This window comes from Pseudomonas sp. NPDC089422, assembly GCF_044749405.1.
Classification (GTDB): domain Bacteria; phylum Pseudomonadota; class Gammaproteobacteria; order Pseudomonadales; family Pseudomonadaceae; genus Aquipseudomonas.
Genome location: NZ_JBIVHW010000013.1, coordinates 13,974 through 31,777, shown reverse-complemented (window position 1 = coordinate 31,777; position 17,804 = coordinate 13,974). Strand labels below are relative to the sequence as shown.

The window sequence follows — 17,804 nt, the reverse complement described above, 5'->3', positions numbered from 1 at the left end:
CGCGGCACAGTCTCGCTGGCCGCCCTGGCGCCGACAATAGGGGCGCCAGGGTTTATTTTGTATTAGCGAATGTCTCCTGCGCCTTGGCCCACCAGTACCGGCTCCGGCGCTGCCTGGCAGGCGACCAGCGGTCGCCCGCGATTGAACCAGGCCGCCAGTGCCGGGAGCAGGAAGATCGCCCCCAGCACGTTGACCAGGAACATGAACGACAGCAGCACGCCCATGTCGGCCTGGAACTTCAGTGGCGCGAACGCCCAGGTGCACACGCCGATCGACATGGTCAGGGCGGTGAACACCGCCGCCGTGCCGCGCTGGCACATGGCCCGGTAGAACGCCTCGCGCAGGTTGGCGCCGGCGGCCATCTCGTGCTGGATGCGCTCGTACAGGTAGATGCCATAATCCACCCCGACCCCGACGCCCAGGGCCATCACTGGCAAGGTGGCGACTTTCAGGCCGATGCCGAGCATGGCCATCAGCGCGTTGCACAGGATGGCGACGATGGCCAGGGGCACGAGGATGCACAGCACCGCCCGCAGCGAGAAGAAGGTCAGCCAGCAGAACAGCGCCACTGAGCCGAACAGCGCCGCCAGCATGGTCACTTCGGCGCGCTTGACCGCCTCGTTGGAGGCCGCCATGACCCCGACATTGCCACCGGCCAGGAGGAAGTCGACCTTCGGCGTGCGCACATCGGCGATGATCCGCCGCGCTTCGCCGATGGCGTGGCTGATGGTGGCGCCCTCGTGGTCGGCGAGGAACACCAGGATCTGCATCTGCTGGCAGCCTTCGGTGACCAGCCCGTCGTCCGGCATGTAGGCCCGCGCCCCCTGGCTCAGGCCACGGGCCGAGCCCGGGATGGCCGCCCAGCGCGGGTTGCCTTCGTTGTTGCCGGCGATCACCCGCTTGCCCATGCCGGCCACGCTCTGCACCGACTGCACGCCACTGACTGCACGCATGCGGAAGTCGAAGGCCTCGACCGCACGCATCACCTCTGGCGACAGGCAGCCCTCCTCGACACCCTTGACCTCGACGAACACCGACAGCACATCAAGGCCAATCGAATAACTGCCGATGATGCGTGCATTGTCCTGGTTGTAGCGCGAGTCGCCGCGCAGCTCTGGCGCCCCGGCACCGATATCGCCCACCGCCAGCTCGCGGGCCTTCCAGGCGCCGCCCACCAGCAACGCCAGGCTCACGGCGAACACCGCCAGCGCCGGGCCCGGTTCGGCCAGCGCCGACAGCCGCCACCACAGGCGATGGCGCCCGGCGTCGCGGGCCTGGGCCTTTTGCAGCGTGGCAGGCTCCAGGCGCAGCCAGGAGAGGATGATCGGCAGCATCAGCTTGTTGGTGATGATCATCAGCATCACCCCGATGCAGGCGGTCACCCCCAGTTCGTGCACGATGGGGATGTCGATCAGCATGATCACGGCAAAGCCCAGGGCGTTCATCAGCAAGGCCAGGGAACCTGGGATGAAGATCTTGCAGAACGCCGAGTGCGCCGCCTGCCGGGCGCTGGCCCCGGCCACCACGTCCTGTTTCCAGGCATTGGTCATCTGCACCGCGTGGGAAACGCCGATGGAGAAGATCAGGAACGGCACCAGGATCGACATCGGGTCGATGCCCAGTCCCAGCAACGGCAACAGGCCCAGCAGCCACACCACCGGCAGCAGCGCCACCACCAGCGCGACCAGGGTCAGGCGCCAGGACCGGGCGTACAGCCACAGCAGCAGCGCGGTGATGGCAAAGGCAATGACGAAGAAACCGATCACCGTGTTCAGGCCTTCGACCACATCGCCGACCAGCTTGGCGAAACCGACCACGCTGATCTCGATGTCGTCGCTGGCGTACTTCTGGCGCAGCGCCTCAAGTCGCTTGGCGACTTCGACATAGTCCACTGCCTTGCCGGTCTGCGGGTCGATGTCCTGCAGGTCGGCGCGCACCATCGCCGACTTCAGGTCGTTGGCGATCAGCCGGCCGATCTGCCCGGAGGCTGCGGCGTTGCTGCGCACCTGGGCCAGGTCGGCGGCACTGCCATTGAAGCGTGGCGGCACCACCACGTCGCCGTAGAAGCCTTCCTCGGTGATTTCGATGTAGCGCACGTTGGCGGTGAACAGCGAGGTGACGCTGGCCCGGTTGACCCCGGAGATGAAGAACACGTCATCGGTGACCTTGCGCAGGGTGTCGAGGAACTGTGCGTTGTACAGGTCGCCCTCGCCCTTCCAGCGCACGCTGACCAGGAAGCGGTTGGCACCGGTGAAGTACTGGCTGAAGCGCAGGAAGTTCACCATGTAGTCATGGCGCACCGGGATCTGCTTGTTGAAACCTGGGTCCAGCTGGGTGTGGGTCGCGCTGTAGCCCAAGCCCAGGGTCAACAGCACGAACAGCAACAGCAGGCCTTTGCGCCCCTTCATCAGCGCCTGGGCAGTGGCCTCGACACAGCGCGCGGACCGGGTGTCGGTTCTTTTCATGGTTTGCCTCTCAGTTGCCCAGCGTAGCGAGGTTGCCCGCGCTGGCGTCGAAAACCCCTTGCTCACCGCCCAGCAGCAGCCGTGAGCCCACCATTGCCGCCGAGGTCAGCGTGCCGTGCCCGGCCAGCCGCGTGGCGCTGGCCAGTTCACCGCGCCCGTCCAGGCGCACCAGCGAACCACCGGCACCGACGATCAGCAGGCCACCGCCCGGCAGGAGGGTGTGGCCGTACAGCGGCAGTGCATTGCCGACCGGAAGTTGGCGCCAGTGCTCGCCGAAGTCGTGGCTGACGAACACGTGCCCGCGCATGCCATAGGTCACCCAGTCGTTGCCGCTCAGGCGCACGACGCCGAACAGCGAGCCGCTGTAGAACGCCGGCAGGGCCTGCCATTGCCCGCCGCCATCGCGGCTGCGCAGCACCAGGCCCTGCTCGCCGACCAGCATGCGCCGGCCGTCGTCACCACCGTCCATGCCGTTGAGATGGGCGCTGTCGATGTCCAGCGCCAACGGCCGCCAGGTCGCCCCGGCGTCGTCAGACTGGTAGAACTTGCCGAAGCTGCCATAGGCCAGCACCCGCTCGGCGCCGGCCGCCCACACGCCCAGCAGCGGTTCGCCGAGCTGGTCGTCGTGGCGCACCTCGCGCCAGTGCTGGCCGCCATCGTCAGAGCGCAGGATCCAGCCGTCATGGCCGACCGCGAGCAAGCGCTGGCGGTCGAGAGCCACCACGGCGGTCAGGGCGACTTCGCGTTGCGGCTCGACCACCGCCGGCTGCCAGCTGGCGCCCTGGTCGTCGCTGTACAGGATGCTGCCGCGCTCGCCCACCGCCAGCACACGGGTGTCGAGGTAGAGCAAGGCATTGACCTGCACCCGGTCGGCACGCAGCGGGTCGTCGACGGGGGCAGCTTCGGGGCGGGGCAGGAAGGTAAAGACGATAGTCAGGCCGACGAACAGGCAGACCAGGTAGCCGATCACCGAGCGCATGGGCATCGCTCCTGATCGAGGGGCAGGTACAACGCAGCCATGGAGCCGTTCCTCTTGTTCTTGTCAGGCGGGGGCATGGGGGGATAGTCAGTCGGGGACGATCGGGAAACATCGTCCAAATGGCTTAAGAATTGTCTGAACCGACCTGTCACTTGTAGGAGCGGCCTTGTGTCGCGAAAGGGGTGCGAAGCGCCCCCAGGTTTTCAGCTTCGCCGCATGAATTGCTGGGGCCGCTACGCGGCCCTTTCGCGACACAAGGCCGCTCCTACAGGGATCGTGGGATGCTTAGCGCTGGTACAGGATCACCAGGTCATTGATCACCGACGGCCGTTCCTGGCCGACCACGTGGGTGTTGATCTCCAAGGTCAGCTGGGTACCACGCTGGTTCAGTTCCACCGCCTTGACCCGTGCCCGGGCATGGATGCGCGACCCGGCCGGCACTGGCGCCGGGAAGCGCAGGCGGTCGGAGCCGTAGTTGATCTGCGTGGTGAAGCCGGTGATCTCGAAGCCCAGCGCCAGCTTCAGCCGCGACTGCAGCACCTGCACCAGCGCGCCGTGGGCGATGGTGCCGCCAAACGGGCTGCTGCGCCGCGCCCGCTCGGGGTCGGTGTGGATCCAGTAGTCATCACCCGAGAGCTCGGCAAAGGCATCGATCAGCGCCTGGTCCACCAGCAGGCTGTTGCTCCAGTCGCTGTATTGCTCGCTGACCAGGGCTTGCAGGGCGGCATGGTCCTGGCAGTCGACCTGCAGGCGGTCATCGGAGGCCGCGGCAGGCGCCACCTCCTCGACCGCCCGGGGCGCTTCCAGCGCTGCGGCATCCTGCTCAAGGCCAGTGAAGCGCAGCAACCGGGTGCCCTTGTCATCGACTTCGGCAAACACTGGCTGCAACGGCATGCCGATGCGGATCTGGTCTTCCTCCAGGCCCACCAGGGTGGTGTTGACCCGCACCCCTTCGGCCAGCTCCACCACCGCTAGTTTCTGAGGCATTTCATCGCTGAAGTCCGGCAGGGTCGGAATGCGCGCCAAGGTGTAGCTGTACAGCGTCGCCTGGCCGCTCACCTCGCGCCACGCCGGGTCCGGCGCCAGGCAGGCCGGGCAGTGCCGGCGCGGGTAGAACAGCCACTGGGCACAGGCGCCACACTGCTGGACCAGCAGGCGGCGGGCCTTGAGCCCTTCCCAGAACGGCGCGGAGATCTCGGTCGCCACGGGCATCGGTTTGTTGTTCGACATGATCGTCATGCTCCCTGAAGAATCAATGCGCCCTGCTCGCTCATCACGCCGCCGGTCCCGGAGACGTAGACGCTGTCGCAGCGCTGCAACTGGCGTTCGCCCGCGGCCCCGGCGATCTGCGTGACCGCCTCGATGACCTGGGACATGCCGCCGGCCGAGCCGGCCTGGCCGAAGCTGAGCTGGCCGCCATGGGTGTTCATGGGGAAGTCGCCGCGCCAGGTGAGGTCGTGCTCGCGGACAAACGCCATGCCCTCACCCTTGCCGCAGAAGCCGGCATCTTCGAGGGTCAGCAAGGCGGTGATGGTGTAGCAGTCGTAGATCTGCGCGGCGTCGACGTCGGCCGGTTTCAGCCCGGCCATGGCGAAGGCGCGGCGCGAGGCCGGGCCGACCGGCGTGTGGACCATGTCCTGGGCGTAGGTCGGTGACTTGAAGGCCAGGTGCTCGCCGAAGCCGGTGATGAACGCCGGGCGTTTGCGCGCACGCGCCGCCAGTGCCTTGTTGGTGATGATTAGCGCCGCGCCGCCAGCCACCGGCATGACGATCTCCAGCACGTGCAGCGGGTCGGCGACCATGCGGCTGGCCAGCACCTGCTCCACGGTCAGCGGCTGGCCGAAGAACATCGCCTGCGGGTTGGCCTGGGCGTTGGTGCGCTGGTCCACGGCGATTTTCGCCAGGGCCCGTGGGTCGTAGCCAAACTGGGCGGCGTAGCGCTGGGCGATCATTGCGTAGCCGGTGTTCTGGCCCATGTGCCCATAGGGCAGGTCGAATTCCGCCTCCGGGGCACCGAACGCCGTGCTGTGCCCGCCAAAGCGCATGGCCCGGGCCATCCAGCCCGGGTCTTCATCCGGCCCCAAGGGCGCCATGCGCGCTGGCAGCACGCACAGCACTGCCTGGCACAGCCCCAGTTCGATGGCGGCTGCGGCGCGCCAGACCATGCCGACCGAGGTGCAGCCCCCCAGGTCGACCACTTCGGCGAAGTTCAGCCGCAGGCCCAGGTATTCGGCGGCCATGGCCGGGACGAACACCGAGGCTTCGTGGAACTGCGGCCCGTTGATCACCAGGCCATCCAGGTCCGACGCTTGCAGGCCGGCATCGCGCAGGGCTTGGGCGGCCAGGTCGGCGACCTGTTCGAGGTGGAACATCTTCGGTGCCGTGGCGTATTTTTCCGGCTTGTACTGCGCGGTACCGACTATTGCTGCGTGGCCTTTGAGCCCCATGGTGCCTCCATGCCAGCGCCCGCGGGCGCCAGCGTTGTCAGGTGATCGGTCAGAAGGTGTATTTCAACGAGAAGGTGGCGTAGTCACGGTCGGCGTAGGGCCGCTTGATGGCGTCGGGCGAGCCGAGGTAGCCGACATAGGTCAGCGCGGCTTCCAGGTTGCCCAGGTACTTGAAGGTGGTGCCGACGCTGATGCGGCGGTCACCCTGCACACCGGAAATGCTCCCGGCCATGGGCGTCGAGCCGCTGAACACGTTGGAGAAGCGCACCGGCACCTCCAGGTCCCAGCCCTGGAACACCCCCGGGTAACTGAACGACGCGCCCACCGTGTAGGCGCTGGCACCCCGCGTGCGCCAGCCGGTCGAGGTCTTGTAGGTGTAGTCATCGGACGCCGCGACCAGCGGTGCCAGGCTCGGCAGCAACGCCACGCCCTGCAGGTTGCCGGCTGCGGAAGTGGCGTCGACGCTGTCGACCTTGACGTGGATGATCTCGCCGGTGAGGGTGGTCTGGCTGGCCCATGGCCGGTCGCCCAGCACGCGCATGGCCGAAAGCTGGAACTGCTGGCCCTTGCCGCGCGCCGGGGTCGGCCCGAGGCCGGTGTTGACCATCACCGGCGCGCCGTCGCGGTACGACCACTCGCCGCCGATCTGGGTTTCGCCGAGCTTGGTCGAGGCGCTGATACCGGTGAGCTTGATGTCCTCGAAGTACTTCACCCGGTAGCCGTTGGCGGCGAAGGCGAACAGGCCGCCACCCACCGGCACCGGGCTGTAGCCCACCAGCGCGGTGGCCGGGTTCTTGTCGTGGTAGTTGACGTGGAACAGCGACAGCTCCAGGGCCGGCACCGGCCGGTAGCGCAGCTGCACGCCCCACTGGCCGCTGTCGCGGGGCTCGTCGGTGCCACGGTACGGCACGTTGCCGGTCGGCGTGATCAGGAACTCGCGGCCCGGGCCGATCACGTCGGTGCCCGAAAGGTAGCTGCCCACCGGGGCCAGCTCGGTGCCCTTCCATTCGTACTGCATGTACGCGCCAAAGGTGAACTGCGGGTTGAAGCGGTACGAGGCCGACACCTGCCCCACCGGCAGCAGCACTTCCTTGACCTCGACCCCGGGTTGCGCAGCCTTGACCGCGTCCGAGGGGTTCTGCACGCCGTTGACCCCAGGGTAGTACAGGCTCTCGCCCCAGGATTCGATATGGCGGCCGGCCTTGACGTCAAGCATCGAGTCGTTGTCGAAGCGCCAGCCGCCGAACACGTAGGCATCCAGCAGGCGGGTACGGCCACCGCTGTAGTACTTGGCAGCGCTGGTGAATTCGTCGTTGTCACCGTCCTTGTTCACGGTGGCCGGCGAATTGTTGTCGTTCTTGCGGTGGTAGACGTCGTCGTAGAAGGTACTGGCGCGCACCACCGCGCCATAGTTGTCCATGCGCATGATCATCTCGCCCAGTGCGCCCAGGCGGTTGGTGGTCAGGCTGCCCTGGTTGAAGTTGCGGTCGCCGTCGTCGGCGTTGACCCCCATCAGGCGGTCGCTGGGCTTGGCCAGGCGCACGCCGATGCCGTAGCTGGTAGTCACCGACCAGTCGACGGTGGCGCCATTGTCGAACTCGATGGTCTCCCCCGCCCAGGCCGACGCCGATGCCAGGGCAATCGCCGCTGTCAGGCCGGCCAGCGGCAAGCCGCGGCTGGCAAGGCCAGTATCGTTATTGTTGTTCTTGTCGATCACACGGACTCTCCTGAAGGGCAACCGGCTGGCTGCCTGGAATGGTCAACGTTGCCGTCGGGCCGGGCGCGGGTTGCCCCGGCGCGCCACGGCGGTAGCGGTAGTGCGCCTGGTGCAGCTCGCGCACCAGCAGCCCTTCGGTCATGAGGTAGTTGGCGTGGGCCAACGTTTCGCCAAGCGCCATCAGTTCGTCGAAACGACCTGACAGCTTGGGGAACAGCACGGCCATCAGCTCCAGCGCGCTGCGTGGCACGTCACAGCTGGCCAGCAGCTTTGCCAGCTGGGCCTGGTGATGCGCGCGCAACTGGTCCAGGCGCGCATGCAGGTTGTAGAACGGCCGCTCGTGGGCCGGCAGCACCAACACGCTGTCGGGCAGCCTGCGCAGGTGTTCGAGCGAGGCCAGCCAGTCACGCAGCGGGTCGGCCTCGGGTTCGCTGGCATGCACCCCCACCGTCGGGGTGATGCGCGGCAGCACCTGGTCGCCGGCAATCAGCACGCTGCCGTCTTCGGCATACAGGCAGGCGTGCTCGGGGGAATGGCCGCGCCCCACCACCACCCGCCACTGACGGTGGCCGATGGGCAGGCGGTCGCCGTCTTGCAGGCGCCGGTAGCTGTTGAAATGCAGCGGGCGGAAGTGGCCGCTCTGGATCAACCGGTACAGCTCGTCGATCTGCGCGTCGGTAAAGCCCGCCTTGGCATGGAAGTCGTGGAAATCCCAACCCGGCGTCTGCCCCTCTGGCACCGTCACATACAGCGAGCGGTACTCGCTGGCGGTCATGTAGATCGGGCAGCGGTAGCGTTCTGCGAGCCAGGCGGCGACGCCGGCATGGTCGGAGTGATAATGGGTGCAGATCACCGCCAGCACCGGCTGCCCGGCGAACAGCCCGGCAAACACCTGCTCCCAGGCGTCACGGGTCTGCGGGGTGTTCATGCCGGTGTCCACCACCACCCAGCCGTCGCCATGGCGCAGCAGGTACAGGTTGATGTGGTCGAGGCGGTACGGCAGCGGCATGCGCAGCCACCACACCCCGTCCAGCACCTCGCGCCACTCGCCACTGCCTTGTGCCTGCGGCCAGGGGTAGCGCAGGCCGCCCGCCAGCTCGTGACCTTGCGTGCTGTGCTCAGCCATGTTGGCCACCAATGAACGGCGGGAGCCCGACCTGGGCCAGCATCTGCAGCGAATAGGGCTGATAGCTGGCGCTGCCTTCGTCACGGATGAACAGCGGATCGGCGCAGGCTTGCGGGCAGTAGCCCTGGCGCTGCAGGTCGACCTTGCGCAGCTTGAAGGTACTGGTCAGGTCTGCCGCCGCGCTTACCCGTACGAACAGCGGCGCGGCATAGCGCGGCAGGCGTGCCTCGGTCAGCTGGTAGAACGCCTGCGGGTCGAACACTTCCCCCGGCTGCATCAGCACGGAGGCCATCCCCGCCCTGCCCTCGTGCTCCGGCACCTGCACGCCGTAGACGTTGATCAGTTCAAGGCCCGGCAGGTCGCTGAGGGCATCGGCCACCTCCTGGGTGGAAACGTTCTCGCTCTTCCAGCGGAAGGTGTCGCCAATGCGGTCGACGAAATAGCAATAGCCATCGGCATCCTGGCGCAGCAAGTCGCCCGAGCTCCACCAGGCATCGCCGGCCTGCAGCACATCGCGGCGGATCTTGCTCTCGGTGGCTGCCGCGCAGGTATAGCCCTCGAAGCGGCCGCCGCCGATGTCGGGGTGGTCGACGATGAAGCCTATGGCCTCGCCCACCTCACCGACTTCGCACAGCTGGTAGAAGCCGTTGGCGTCGCGTGGGTGGCAATCGTTCTCCACGTCGTAGCGCACCAGGCGCAGGTTGGTGCGGTTCCAGTCCGGCACCCGGCCGCAGGAGCCGAGGTAGTTGTCGACGTTGATCAGGTTGGTGTTGGCTTCTGTGGCACCCCAGCCCTCGAAAACCTGGATCGGGCCGAAGCGCTCGACCCAGCGCTGCCAGGCCTCTGCCGACAGGCCGGCGCCGAGCATGCAGCGCAGGCTGTGCTCGCGCTCCCCGGCCTGGGCCGGGCGGTTGAGCAGGTAGCGGCAGATTTCGCCAATGTACTGGAACACGCTGATGCGATGGCGCGTCACGTCGTTCCAGAACTCACGCACGCTGAACTTGCGCCGCACCACGATGCTCGCGCCCACGCGCAGGGCCGTGGAGGTGACCGAGGTGGCGGCCGCGCCGTGGTACAGCGGCAAGCAGCAATAAAACACATCGGCGTGGGTGGCCTGCAAGGTCACTTCCATCACATCGCCCGACGACATCCAGCGCATGTGGCTGTAGCGCGCGGCTTTCGGCAGGCCGGTGGTACCCGAGGTGAAGATCAGCAAGGTCGGCGCCTGGGCCTCGATATCCGCACGCAGCGCCCGCGGGAAGCGACTGCACGGTGCGGCGGCGAGGTCCTCGGCGAACGTGGTGTCGATACCGGCCGGCAGCTCACCCGGCCATGGCTGTTCGGCGTCGTTGACCAGCCACACCGGCAGCGGCGGCAAGTCTTCGGTCGCCTGCAGGTTGCCCAGGCACTCCTCGCCAACCAGCAAAGCCTTGGCATGGGTGGTTTGCAGCGCATGCACCAAGGGTTTACCGGCCACCTGGGTATTGATGAACGCCACCACCACGCCAAGCTTGACCAGGCCGAACCAGCAGGCGAAGAACGCCGGGCGGTTCTCCATGGCCAGGGCGCACACGTCACCGGGGCGCAGCCCACGGGCTAGGCAGGCATGGGCCACCTGGTCGGCCTGGCGGTCGACTTCGGCGTAGCTCAGCACCTGCTCGCCATAGATCAGGAACGGTCGCTCGCCCTGGCGATCGGCCTGCGCTTCCAGGCGATCGGCCAGGGTGTACAGGTCACGTGGCTTGATCTGCGCGCTGGCGGCGCTGCGCAGGTCGAGCAAGGCCTGGGTCTGTTCGCGACTGACCGGCTGTTGCACCGGTGCGTGCAGTGCTTGAGGCAGGTTCATTGCGCCACCTCCGCGCTGGCTTGCCAGCGGGGGTAGTCGCTGTAGCCGCGTGCCCCTGGGGTGTAAAGAGTCTTGCGCTCGAAGCCGGCCAAGGGCCGCCCGTGGCGCAGGCGCTCGACCAGGTCCGGGTTGCCGATGAAGTGCCGGCCGAAGGACACCGCCGCGCCCTCGCCCGCCGCCAGCGCCGCCTGCGCCGAGGCGCCGTCGAAGCCGTCGTTGAGGATCAGCGCTTGTGCGCTATTGCTGCGCGCCAGGGCGAACGCATCGAGCCCAGGCAGCGGCGAACGCATGACATGCAGGTAGGCCAAGTTCAAGGGCGCCACCGCCGCACACAGTGCCGCGCTGGTCACGGCCGGCTCGTGGTCGTCGATGTCGTTGTACGGGTTGCCGGGGCACAGGCGCAGGCCAACCCGGCCCGCACCGATGGCGCCCGCCATGGCCGCCAGCACTTCTGCGGCAAAGCGCACCCGCTTGCGGGCGTCGCCACCGTAGGCATCGCTGCGCTGGTTGCTGCCAGCGGCCATGAACTGCATGGGCAGGTAACCGCTGGTGCAGTGCAGTTCGACACCATCGAAGCCCGCCTCGCGGGCATTCAGCGCGGCGCGGCGATAGTCGTCGATCACCCCGGCAATGCCCTCAAGGGACAGCGCCTCGGGCATCTCGGTGTCGACCATGCCGGCTGTGTCGCTGAACAGCTGGGTGCGGGCGCGGATCGCCGAGGGCGCCACCGTGGCGGCGCCGAGCGGCTTGTTATGGTGGCTGGCGGCGCGCCCGACGTGCATCAGTTGCAGCACGATGCGCCCCCCTTCGGCGTGCACGGCGCGGGTCACCTGGCGCCAACCTGCTATCTGTTCGGCGCTGTAGATGGCCGGGGTGCGGCAGTAGCCCAGGCCGCTGGCCGAAGGCGCGGTGCCCTCGGCCACGATCAGCCCGGCGCTGGCCCGCTGGCGGTAGTAGGTGACCATGTCGCTGCCCGGCACACCTTGGCGGTCGGCACGGCTGCGGGTCATCGGAGCCATGACGATGCGGTTGGCCAACTGCAGGTCGCCCAGCCGCACAGGCTCGAACAAGATGCTCATTTCAGCTCCTTCACTCTTCTTGTTGCCGGTGCGCAAGGGGCGCGCGACACCGGAGATGAGCTGAATGATTCACCTTGGCCAGGTGCGAAACATCGTCCGTCGAGACTAGTCCTGCAGTGCCCGCTGCAAGGCTGGCCAAGGCCCCGGCCCAGCGGCGAAACTGGTCTGAACAGACGATGAAATCGCGCCGCCATGCGCCGAGCATCGGGCGCACCTAAAACAAGAAGCGGAGCTGTGCTGTGAACCCATCCCCTCCTGTGACCTGGCGTACTCACTACGCCTTGCTGGTGCTGGCCAGCATCTATGTTTTCAACTACATCGACCGCCAGCTGATGGCCATCCTGATCGAGCCGGTGAAGCTTGAATTCGGCATTTCCGACACCGGTATCGGCCTGCTTTCAGGGGTGACTTTCGCGGTGTTCTACACGGTGTTCGGCCTGCCCCTGGGGCGGCTATCGGACCGCATCGGGCGCAAGCCGGTGATCGCCTTCAGCTGCATGGCCTGGAGCCTAATGACCATGCTCTGCGGCATGGCCGGCAGCTTCTTCACCCTGGTGCTGGCACGGATCGGCGTGGCCATCGGTGAAGCCGGCGGCACCGCGCCGTCGGTGGCGATGGTCTCCGACCTGTACCCGCCGCAGCGTCGCTCCACCGCCCTGGCGGTGCTGATGCTCGGTTCGAGCCTGGGCGCCATCGTCGGCCTCGGCCTGGGCGGCTGGATTGCCCAGCAGCATGGTTGGCGTTATGCGTTCCTGCTGATTGGCGCACCCGGCATCCTGCTCGGCCTGTTGCTGTTGCTGACCGTGCGTGCACCGAAGCCTGTGCGGCTGCAGCAGGCCAGCGCCGCGCCGGCCGAAGGCTGGCTGCAGACCCTGGGCGAGCTGCTGCGCATGCCGTCGTTCCCGTGGCTGGTGATGACCGGTGGTGCGGCGGCGATCGCAGGCTATGCCATCGGCACCTGGAGCCCGAGCTTCCTGATCCGTTCACACGGCCTGAACATGCAGCAGGCGGGCTTTCTGGTGGGGGTGATCGGTGGCAGCGGGTCGACCATCGGTACCCTGGTGTGCGGCATGCTCACCGACCGCCTGGCCCGGCGCGATGTCGGCTGGCAGATCGGCGTGCCGTTGCTGGGCACGTTGCTGAGCATTCCGTTTGCCCTGGCGTACTTCCTGTGGCCGCAGGGGACTGCGTTTTACATTGGCGACACGCCCGTGCCCCAGGCGTTTCTGTTCTACAGTGCGTTCGGGTTCTTTGGGGTGTGGTGGGCGACGCCGTGCCTGGGGGCGATCACCCATCTGTTCCCGGCGACTCGACTGGCACAGGCCACGGCGATTTTTGTCATGGCCATGACCTTGCTAGGGGTTGGGCTGGGGCCGTTGTTGATCGGGATGCTGAGTGACCTGTTCCTGCCGAGCTTGCAGGGGGAATCGCTGCGGTATGCGTTGGCGGCTTCGGTGGTGTTGCTGGTGTTGGCGGCGGTGTTTTTGGCTATTGCGTTGCCGCGGTATCGGGCGCAGATCAAAGGATTGGCGGGTGGCAAGGTGGTTGGCGCGGTGGCGGTGTAGGGGCCGGGGTGCCTGCCTCAAGAGATTTGGCGCCTGTGAGATCGAGCGCCGCCCGCGCGGCGCATCGCAGGCAAGCCTGCTCCTACATCTGTTTCGGGCCAGTGAAGCCTGTGCCATTGGGCGCGCGTACCCTTGGTGCATGGCTCGAAATCGCGTCGTATAAACAAGGGGGCGCGCGCAAATGCCTCAGGAATAATTGGCCCGAAACAGATGTAGGAGCAGGCTTGCCTGCGATGCGCCGCGCGGGCGGCGCTCGATCTCACATCTTCGCCTCATGGCTCATGCCGAACCTGGTGTACTGCCACGACTTCAACCCCGCTGAAGAACCCAGCAGGCCGGGAAAACACATAACAGACAATACCGCCACTGCAACTTTTAACAGTTTTCCAACTTCAAATGATGCTTCATGATTGAAACACACCCATGGAGGGCACGCCAATGCATCTTTTCTACAACGCAAGAAAAATAGTGACGTTCATCGAGCCTCACCATGCCATACAGCTGGCGCGCGCCAATGATTTCACCTTAGCCATCAAAAATGGCGACGCTTCTTATCTTATAAGCCACGACAATCAAAGCACGCCTACTCTCGATCACTCGCAAGGGGGCGAACACCTTAATTTTTGCCCCTACGGATTTAAGAAAGCCATAAAAAATTCTCCATTTCTCTACAAGGGAGAGTTTTATGATGCGAATTCCAATGGTTATCCACTAGGCAATGGATACCGTTACTATCTACCTACACTGAGGATCTTCAATAGCCCAGATGGCTTGAGCCCTTTTGGTGCCGGTGGTATAAACTCGTATGGATTCGCTGCACGCGACCCCGTTAACAAAAGTGACCCTACCGGTCACGCTCCGACCGGAGCTACAGGGCTTCAAAAATTAACAGCATCGGGCAAGGTAGGGAAACTGAAATGGGCCGTAAAAAGCAATTCAAACAATGTACCTGACAGCCTCGTCATTAATCGCACAGACAATCAGCACCAATTAACAAAAGCCGAATTCCTCAAGGATTTTAATAAAATAGTCAAATCCCCAAAAGAAAAAACACCGGGGAACATCCAATACATTGGAAATTTACAGCTATCACCAACAGAACTTCTTGACCATTCTTTCTTTCAGAAAGCTGCCAACCGATTTGGAATGCCCGTCATCTACATGACACCCTCCACGCCCTCTCCACCCCTTGGACCACCTCAACACAGAACTACTGAATTTCGCAACGCAAACGCATTTGGCACGGACGACAAATATATTGCTGTTAAAGTACTCCCTGAACAGCAAAAAACTGTTCGGCAGCGATGATTTACTCACCCTATCGAGAGTTATCCAAGCGAGTAGATTCTGAAAATCAGGTGCCTGACAGGAACGTCCCGCCAGGCCCGATTTATTTAGTAAAGCTCCCCCATCAACGCCCAATCGCCCGCGCCGCATCGGCGGTATACATATCCGGGGTAAACTTGCTCTCGTTCAGAATCGGCCCCTTCTTCGCCTCGTTGGTCATCCCGTACCCGGTGTACTGCCCCGAGTTCAGGTCCATGAAAAACTGCGACCCGGCCTGCCAGCCGCTCATGTCCGGGTGGTAGTAATAGTTGATCATCGCATGCTTCCACAGCTGCCCACGGGCATCGTAGTTGTCGGCCATCACCGCGTTCCAGGTGTCCTCGTCGATGAACAGCACACGCTTGCCATACACATGGCGGTAGCCCTCCTTCAGGTCAGCCTCGACCACCCACACCCGGCGCAGCTCGTACCGCATGAACTCGGGGTTCGGGTGATTGGGGGTCAGCAGCTCGGCGTACTTGACCGTGCCGGCGTTGGCCTTGAAGGCGTTGGCCGGGCTGTAGATCTCACGCTTGCCCAGCAGCTTCCAGGTGTAGCGCTCCGGCGCACCGTTGAACAGGCGGTCCTCGTCCACGGTCATGGTGCCATTGGTGCCGATCATCGGCTGGTCGTAACCGTACCCCGGCATCTGCCGCACGCGCCGGGTCGACGGGCTGTAGGCCCAGGCCTGGCGCGATGAGGTGACGAAGTTGTAGGGCTCGTGGGCAATGCTGATCACGCCGTTGTCACGGGCCGGCTTGAGCGTGGTGTTGTAGCTCATCGCCTGGATCATGTCGGAGGTCTTCGGCTCCACGGTCGGCGAGTTGGCCTGCGACAGGTTGCGCGCATGGGCGCGGCCCCAGCCAATGCTGCCGTTGGGCAGGACCGAGGCGAGGTCGGAGATTTTCTCCTCAGTATAGGCGCGCGCCGGCAGCTGGTGGTTCCACAGCACCTCCATGCCATTCTTTGGAATCGGGAACGGCACCTGGCCCAGGCCCTCGACACCCAATCCATCGTTGACCAGCTGGGCATGCAAGGCATTGTCCATGACGCGGCGGCACACGTAGTCGGGGTAGCGGAAGTCACGGTGCCCCGGGTAGATGTTCATCTTGTAGGTGGTCGGGTACTTCTTCAGCAGCGCCTTCTGCCCGTCGGTCAGGTGCGCGGCGTACTGGTCCATGTTCTGCGCGGTGATCACCAGGATCGGCTTTTCATTGGCGTACGGGTCCACCGGCTGGTCACCGGAGAACTTGATGTGGTTCCAGCCTGGCACCTCGCCCAGGTACTTGCCGGTGTAGGGCGGGATGGTGCCTTCGGCATTGCCGGCCTGCTCGGCACCGACGCAGGTCAGGTCCTTGCCCAGGCGGGCGGCCTCTGCCGGTGGCACGGCGGCGTGGGCGCTGGTGACCAGCCCGCTGTTGAGGGTGAGAGCGGCTGCGAGCATTACCGTTGTTGTTGTTTTCATGTACTGCCTCCTTCGCTGATAAGGCGTGTGGTATGGCTTCATTGTTCCGGTTCCAGCCGGCGCGGCATCGTCCGGAGGGACTAAACATCACGCGCTGCCCAGGCGTGCCTTGAGTTCGGCCTTGAGCACCTTGCCGGTGGCGTTGCGGGGCAATGGCTGGTCGACGCGGTAGACCTGCGCCGGCACCTTGTAGGCGGCCAGGCGCTGGGCGATGAACGTGCGCACCTGATCAATGGCCGGCAGGCTCGCCGCTGCACCATGGATCGCCAGCGCCACCACTTCGCCGTGCAGCGGGTCGGCGACGGCGAACGCTGCCGCTTCCAGCACGCCGGGCATGTCGCTGACGCAGGTTTCGATCTCGGCAGCGGAAATCTTCTCGCCACCGCGGTTGATCAGGTCCTTGACCCGGCCGCTGATGTACAGGAAGCCCTCTTCGTCCAGGTAACCGAGGTCGCCGGTGTCGAGCCAGCCGTCGCGCAGGGTCTGGCGGCTGGCCTCGGCGAGGTTCCAGTAGCCCTGCATCAAGGTTGGCGAACGCAGCCAGATCAGCCCTTCGCGGCCGGCCGGCAGCGGCTGCAAGGGGTCATCGCCGATGCACACCTCGACAATCGGCAATGGCCAGCCGGCGCTGGCCGGGCAGTAAGCGAACAGGTCGCCGCCAATCGCCGCACCGATGCCGTTGCTTTCGGTCAGGCCGTAGCCACTGCCGGCGATCACCTGGGGCCTGCGCACCAGCATTTCGTCCAGCAGCCCGGCCGACGAGGCACCGCCGCCCAGGCCCAGGCCGAACAGGCTGGCGGTGTCGCTGCTGTCATAGCGGGGCGAGGCCAGCAGCTGCTGCATCATCACCGGGGCGCCATTGAACTGGGTGCAGCGCTCGTCGCGGATCAGGTCCAGCGCCTGCTCGGCATCCCACTTGTACATCAGCAGCAGGCGCCGACCGCCGCGCAAGGCCGAGAGAAACTGCGCGTGCAGGCCACTGACATGGAACAGCGGCACCGCCATCAGGGTGGTCGAGGCGAAGCCACTGCCGAGCATGCCCGCCACCCGCTCGGGCGAAGTCAGCGCGCAGAACGCGCCCTGGAACTCCAGCGCGGTCAGCGCCTGGCAGATCGCCCCATGACTGGACAGCACGCCCTTGGCGCGGCTGGTGGTGCCGGAGGTGTAGAGGATCAGCGCCGGGGCTTCAGGCGCCAGGTCCACGGCGGCCAGCGGCAGCGGTTCGGCCGCCAGCAGGTCCTCGTAGCGCAGGCAGTGCGCGGGCAACCCGGCATCGGCGGCACGCCCGACCACGATGAAGATCCGCCCGGCCGCTGCCAGATCGCCCTGGAGCAAGGCCAGGCGCGCATCGTCGCCGATCAGCAGGCGCGCCCCGCTGTCCTCCACGCCATGCAACAGCTCATCGTGCAGGCCCCAGCTGTTGAGCGGCACGCACACCGCGCCGCAGCGCTGGATGGCGGCAAACGCCACCAGCCAGGCCGGCTGGTTGCGCATGGCAATCGCCACCCGCTCGCCAGGGCGCAGGCCCAGGCGACCTGCCAACTGCCCGGCCAGGCGGTCGACCGCGTCGAAATACTCGGCAAAGCTCAGCCGCTGCTGCTGCCAGACGACAAATTCCTTGTCGCCATGCACCCGTGCGGCGTCGATCACCTGCACCAGGTTGCGCGGCGCATGGCGAAAATGCCGCGGGCCGCCAGCGGCCGGGGTCATCACTTCAAACGGTGAGCCGGGGGCGATCAACTGCGCCCAGGCCTGCCGCCAATGGTCAATGCTCATCAGGGTTCTCCAG

The 17,804-nt window shown here is 65.7% G+C and carries 12 protein-coding genes; 2 read left to right on the top strand and 10 right to left on the bottom strand.

Translation table 11 applies throughout. The features are described from left to right. Positions 1-62 precede the first annotated feature (62 nt). From ACIPZ8_RS22460 to ACIPZ8_RS22425, 8 genes are all read right to left on the bottom strand, one after another. Positions 63-2,465, bottom strand: coding sequence for an RND family transporter (locus ACIPZ8_RS22460; protein ID WP_400727690.1), 2,403 nt, complete (start codon positions 2,463-2,465; stop codon positions 63-65). Positions 2,466-2,475: 10 nt separating this feature from the next. Next, positions 2,476-3,444 (bottom strand): WD40/YVTN/BNR-like repeat-containing protein, encoded by a 969-nt coding sequence (locus ACIPZ8_RS22455; RefSeq protein WP_400727687.1) that lies wholly within the window; start codon positions 3,442-3,444, stop codon positions 2,476-2,478. 285 nt (positions 3,445-3,729) lie between these two features. Continuing rightward, positions 3,730-4,674, bottom strand: a complete 945-nt coding sequence (locus ACIPZ8_RS22450; protein WP_400727684.1) for an OB-fold domain-containing protein — start codon at positions 4,672-4,674, stop codon at positions 3,730-3,732. A gap of 5 nt (positions 4,675-4,679) precedes the next feature. Continuing rightward, the gene (locus ACIPZ8_RS22445) at positions 4,680-5,891 is read right to left on the bottom strand and encodes a thiolase family protein (protein WP_400727681.1); all 1,212 of its coding nucleotides are present in this window, start codon (positions 5,889-5,891) and stop codon (positions 4,680-4,682) included. A 49-nt stretch (positions 5,892-5,940) separates the two neighbouring features. Then, positions 5,941-7,608 carry a DUF1302 domain-containing protein gene (locus ACIPZ8_RS22440; protein ID WP_400727679.1) on the bottom strand — a complete coding sequence of 556 codons (1,668 nt, stop codon included), beginning with the start codon at positions 7,606-7,608 and terminating at the stop codon, positions 5,941-5,943. Beyond that, on the bottom strand, positions 7,586-8,734 hold the full coding sequence (locus ACIPZ8_RS22435; RefSeq protein ID WP_400727676.1) for an MBL fold metallo-hydrolase: 1,149 nt from the start codon (positions 8,732-8,734) through the stop codon (positions 7,586-7,588). The genes ACIPZ8_RS22440 and ACIPZ8_RS22435 overlap by 23 nt, the downstream gene beginning before the upstream one ends. Continuing rightward, a complete protein-coding gene (locus ACIPZ8_RS22430) occupies positions 8,727-10,580 on the bottom strand; it encodes a long-chain-acyl-CoA synthetase (protein WP_400727673.1) in 1,854 nt (617 codons plus the stop codon). The genes ACIPZ8_RS22435 and ACIPZ8_RS22430 overlap by 8 nt, the downstream gene beginning before the upstream one ends. Next, positions 10,577-11,659, bottom strand: coding sequence for an alkene reductase (locus tag ACIPZ8_RS22425; RefSeq protein WP_400727670.1), 1,083 nt, complete (start codon positions 11,657-11,659; stop codon positions 10,577-10,579). The genes ACIPZ8_RS22430 and ACIPZ8_RS22425 overlap by 4 nt, the downstream gene beginning before the upstream one ends. Before the next feature lie 239 nt (positions 11,660-11,898). On the opposite strand from ACIPZ8_RS22425, the gene ACIPZ8_RS22420 reads away from it, so the two are divergent. Both ACIPZ8_RS22420 and ACIPZ8_RS22415 read left to right on the top strand, forming a co-directional pair. Next, on the top strand, positions 11,899-13,224 hold the full coding sequence (locus tag ACIPZ8_RS22420; RefSeq protein ID WP_400727667.1) for a spinster family MFS transporter: 1,326 nt from the start codon (positions 11,899-11,901) through the stop codon (positions 13,222-13,224). A 438-nt stretch (positions 13,225-13,662) separates the two neighbouring features. Continuing rightward, complete coding sequence (locus ACIPZ8_RS22415) at positions 13,663-14,532, top strand: RHS repeat-associated core domain-containing protein (protein ID WP_400727664.1); 870 nt, start codon at positions 13,663-13,665, stop codon at positions 14,530-14,532. 103 nt (positions 14,533-14,635) lie between these two features. On the opposite strand, the gene ACIPZ8_RS22410 is transcribed toward ACIPZ8_RS22415, so the two are convergent. Then, positions 14,636-15,994 (bottom strand): DUF1329 domain-containing protein, encoded by a 1,359-nt coding sequence (locus tag ACIPZ8_RS22410; RefSeq protein ID WP_400728111.1) that lies wholly within the window; start codon positions 15,992-15,994, stop codon positions 14,636-14,638. Between the two features lie 108 nt (positions 15,995-16,102). After that, entirely contained in the window at positions 16,103-17,791 is a 1,689-nt protein-coding gene (locus tag ACIPZ8_RS22405) for a class I adenylate-forming enzyme family protein (RefSeq protein ID WP_400727662.1), read from the bottom strand. Positions 17,792-17,804 lie beyond the last annotated feature (13 nt).

Excerpts from the sequence above, each read along its gene's own strand:
- ACIPZ8_RS22425 (WP_400727670.1), bottom strand. The coding sequence starts at position 11,659 with ATGAGCATCTTGTTCGAGCCTGTGCGGCTGGGCGACCTGCAGTTGGCC.
- ACIPZ8_RS22405 (WP_400727662.1), bottom strand. The coding sequence starts at position 17,791 with ATGAGCATTGACCATTGGCGGCAGGCCTGGGCGCAGTTGATCGCCCCC.
- ACIPZ8_RS22435 (WP_400727676.1), bottom strand. The coding sequence starts at position 8,734 with ATGGCTGAGCACAGCACGCAAGGTCACGAGCTGGCGGGCGGCCTGCGC.
- ACIPZ8_RS22410 (WP_400728111.1), bottom strand. The coding sequence starts at position 15,994 with ATGCTCGCAGCCGCTCTCACCCTCAACAGCGGGCTGGTCACCAGCGCC.
- ACIPZ8_RS22415 (WP_400727664.1), top strand. The coding sequence starts at position 13,663 with ATGCATCTTTTCTACAACGCAAGAAAAATAGTGACGTTCATCGAGCCT.
- ACIPZ8_RS22450 (WP_400727684.1), bottom strand. The coding sequence starts at position 4,674 with ATGTCGAACAACAAACCGATGCCCGTGGCGACCGAGATCTCCGCGCCG.
- ACIPZ8_RS22460 (WP_400727690.1), bottom strand. The coding sequence starts at position 2,465 with ATGAAAAGAACCGACACCCGGTCCGCGCGCTGTGTCGAGGCCACTGCC.
- ACIPZ8_RS22430 (WP_400727673.1), bottom strand. The coding sequence starts at position 10,580 with ATGAACCTGCCTCAAGCACTGCACGCACCGGTGCAACAGCCGGTCAGT.
- ACIPZ8_RS22445 (WP_400727681.1), bottom strand. The coding sequence starts at position 5,891 with ATGGGGCTCAAAGGCCACGCAGCAATAGTCGGTACCGCGCAGTACAAG.
- ACIPZ8_RS22455 (WP_400727687.1), bottom strand. The coding sequence starts at position 3,444 with ATGCGCTCGGTGATCGGCTACCTGGTCTGCCTGTTCGTCGGCCTGACT.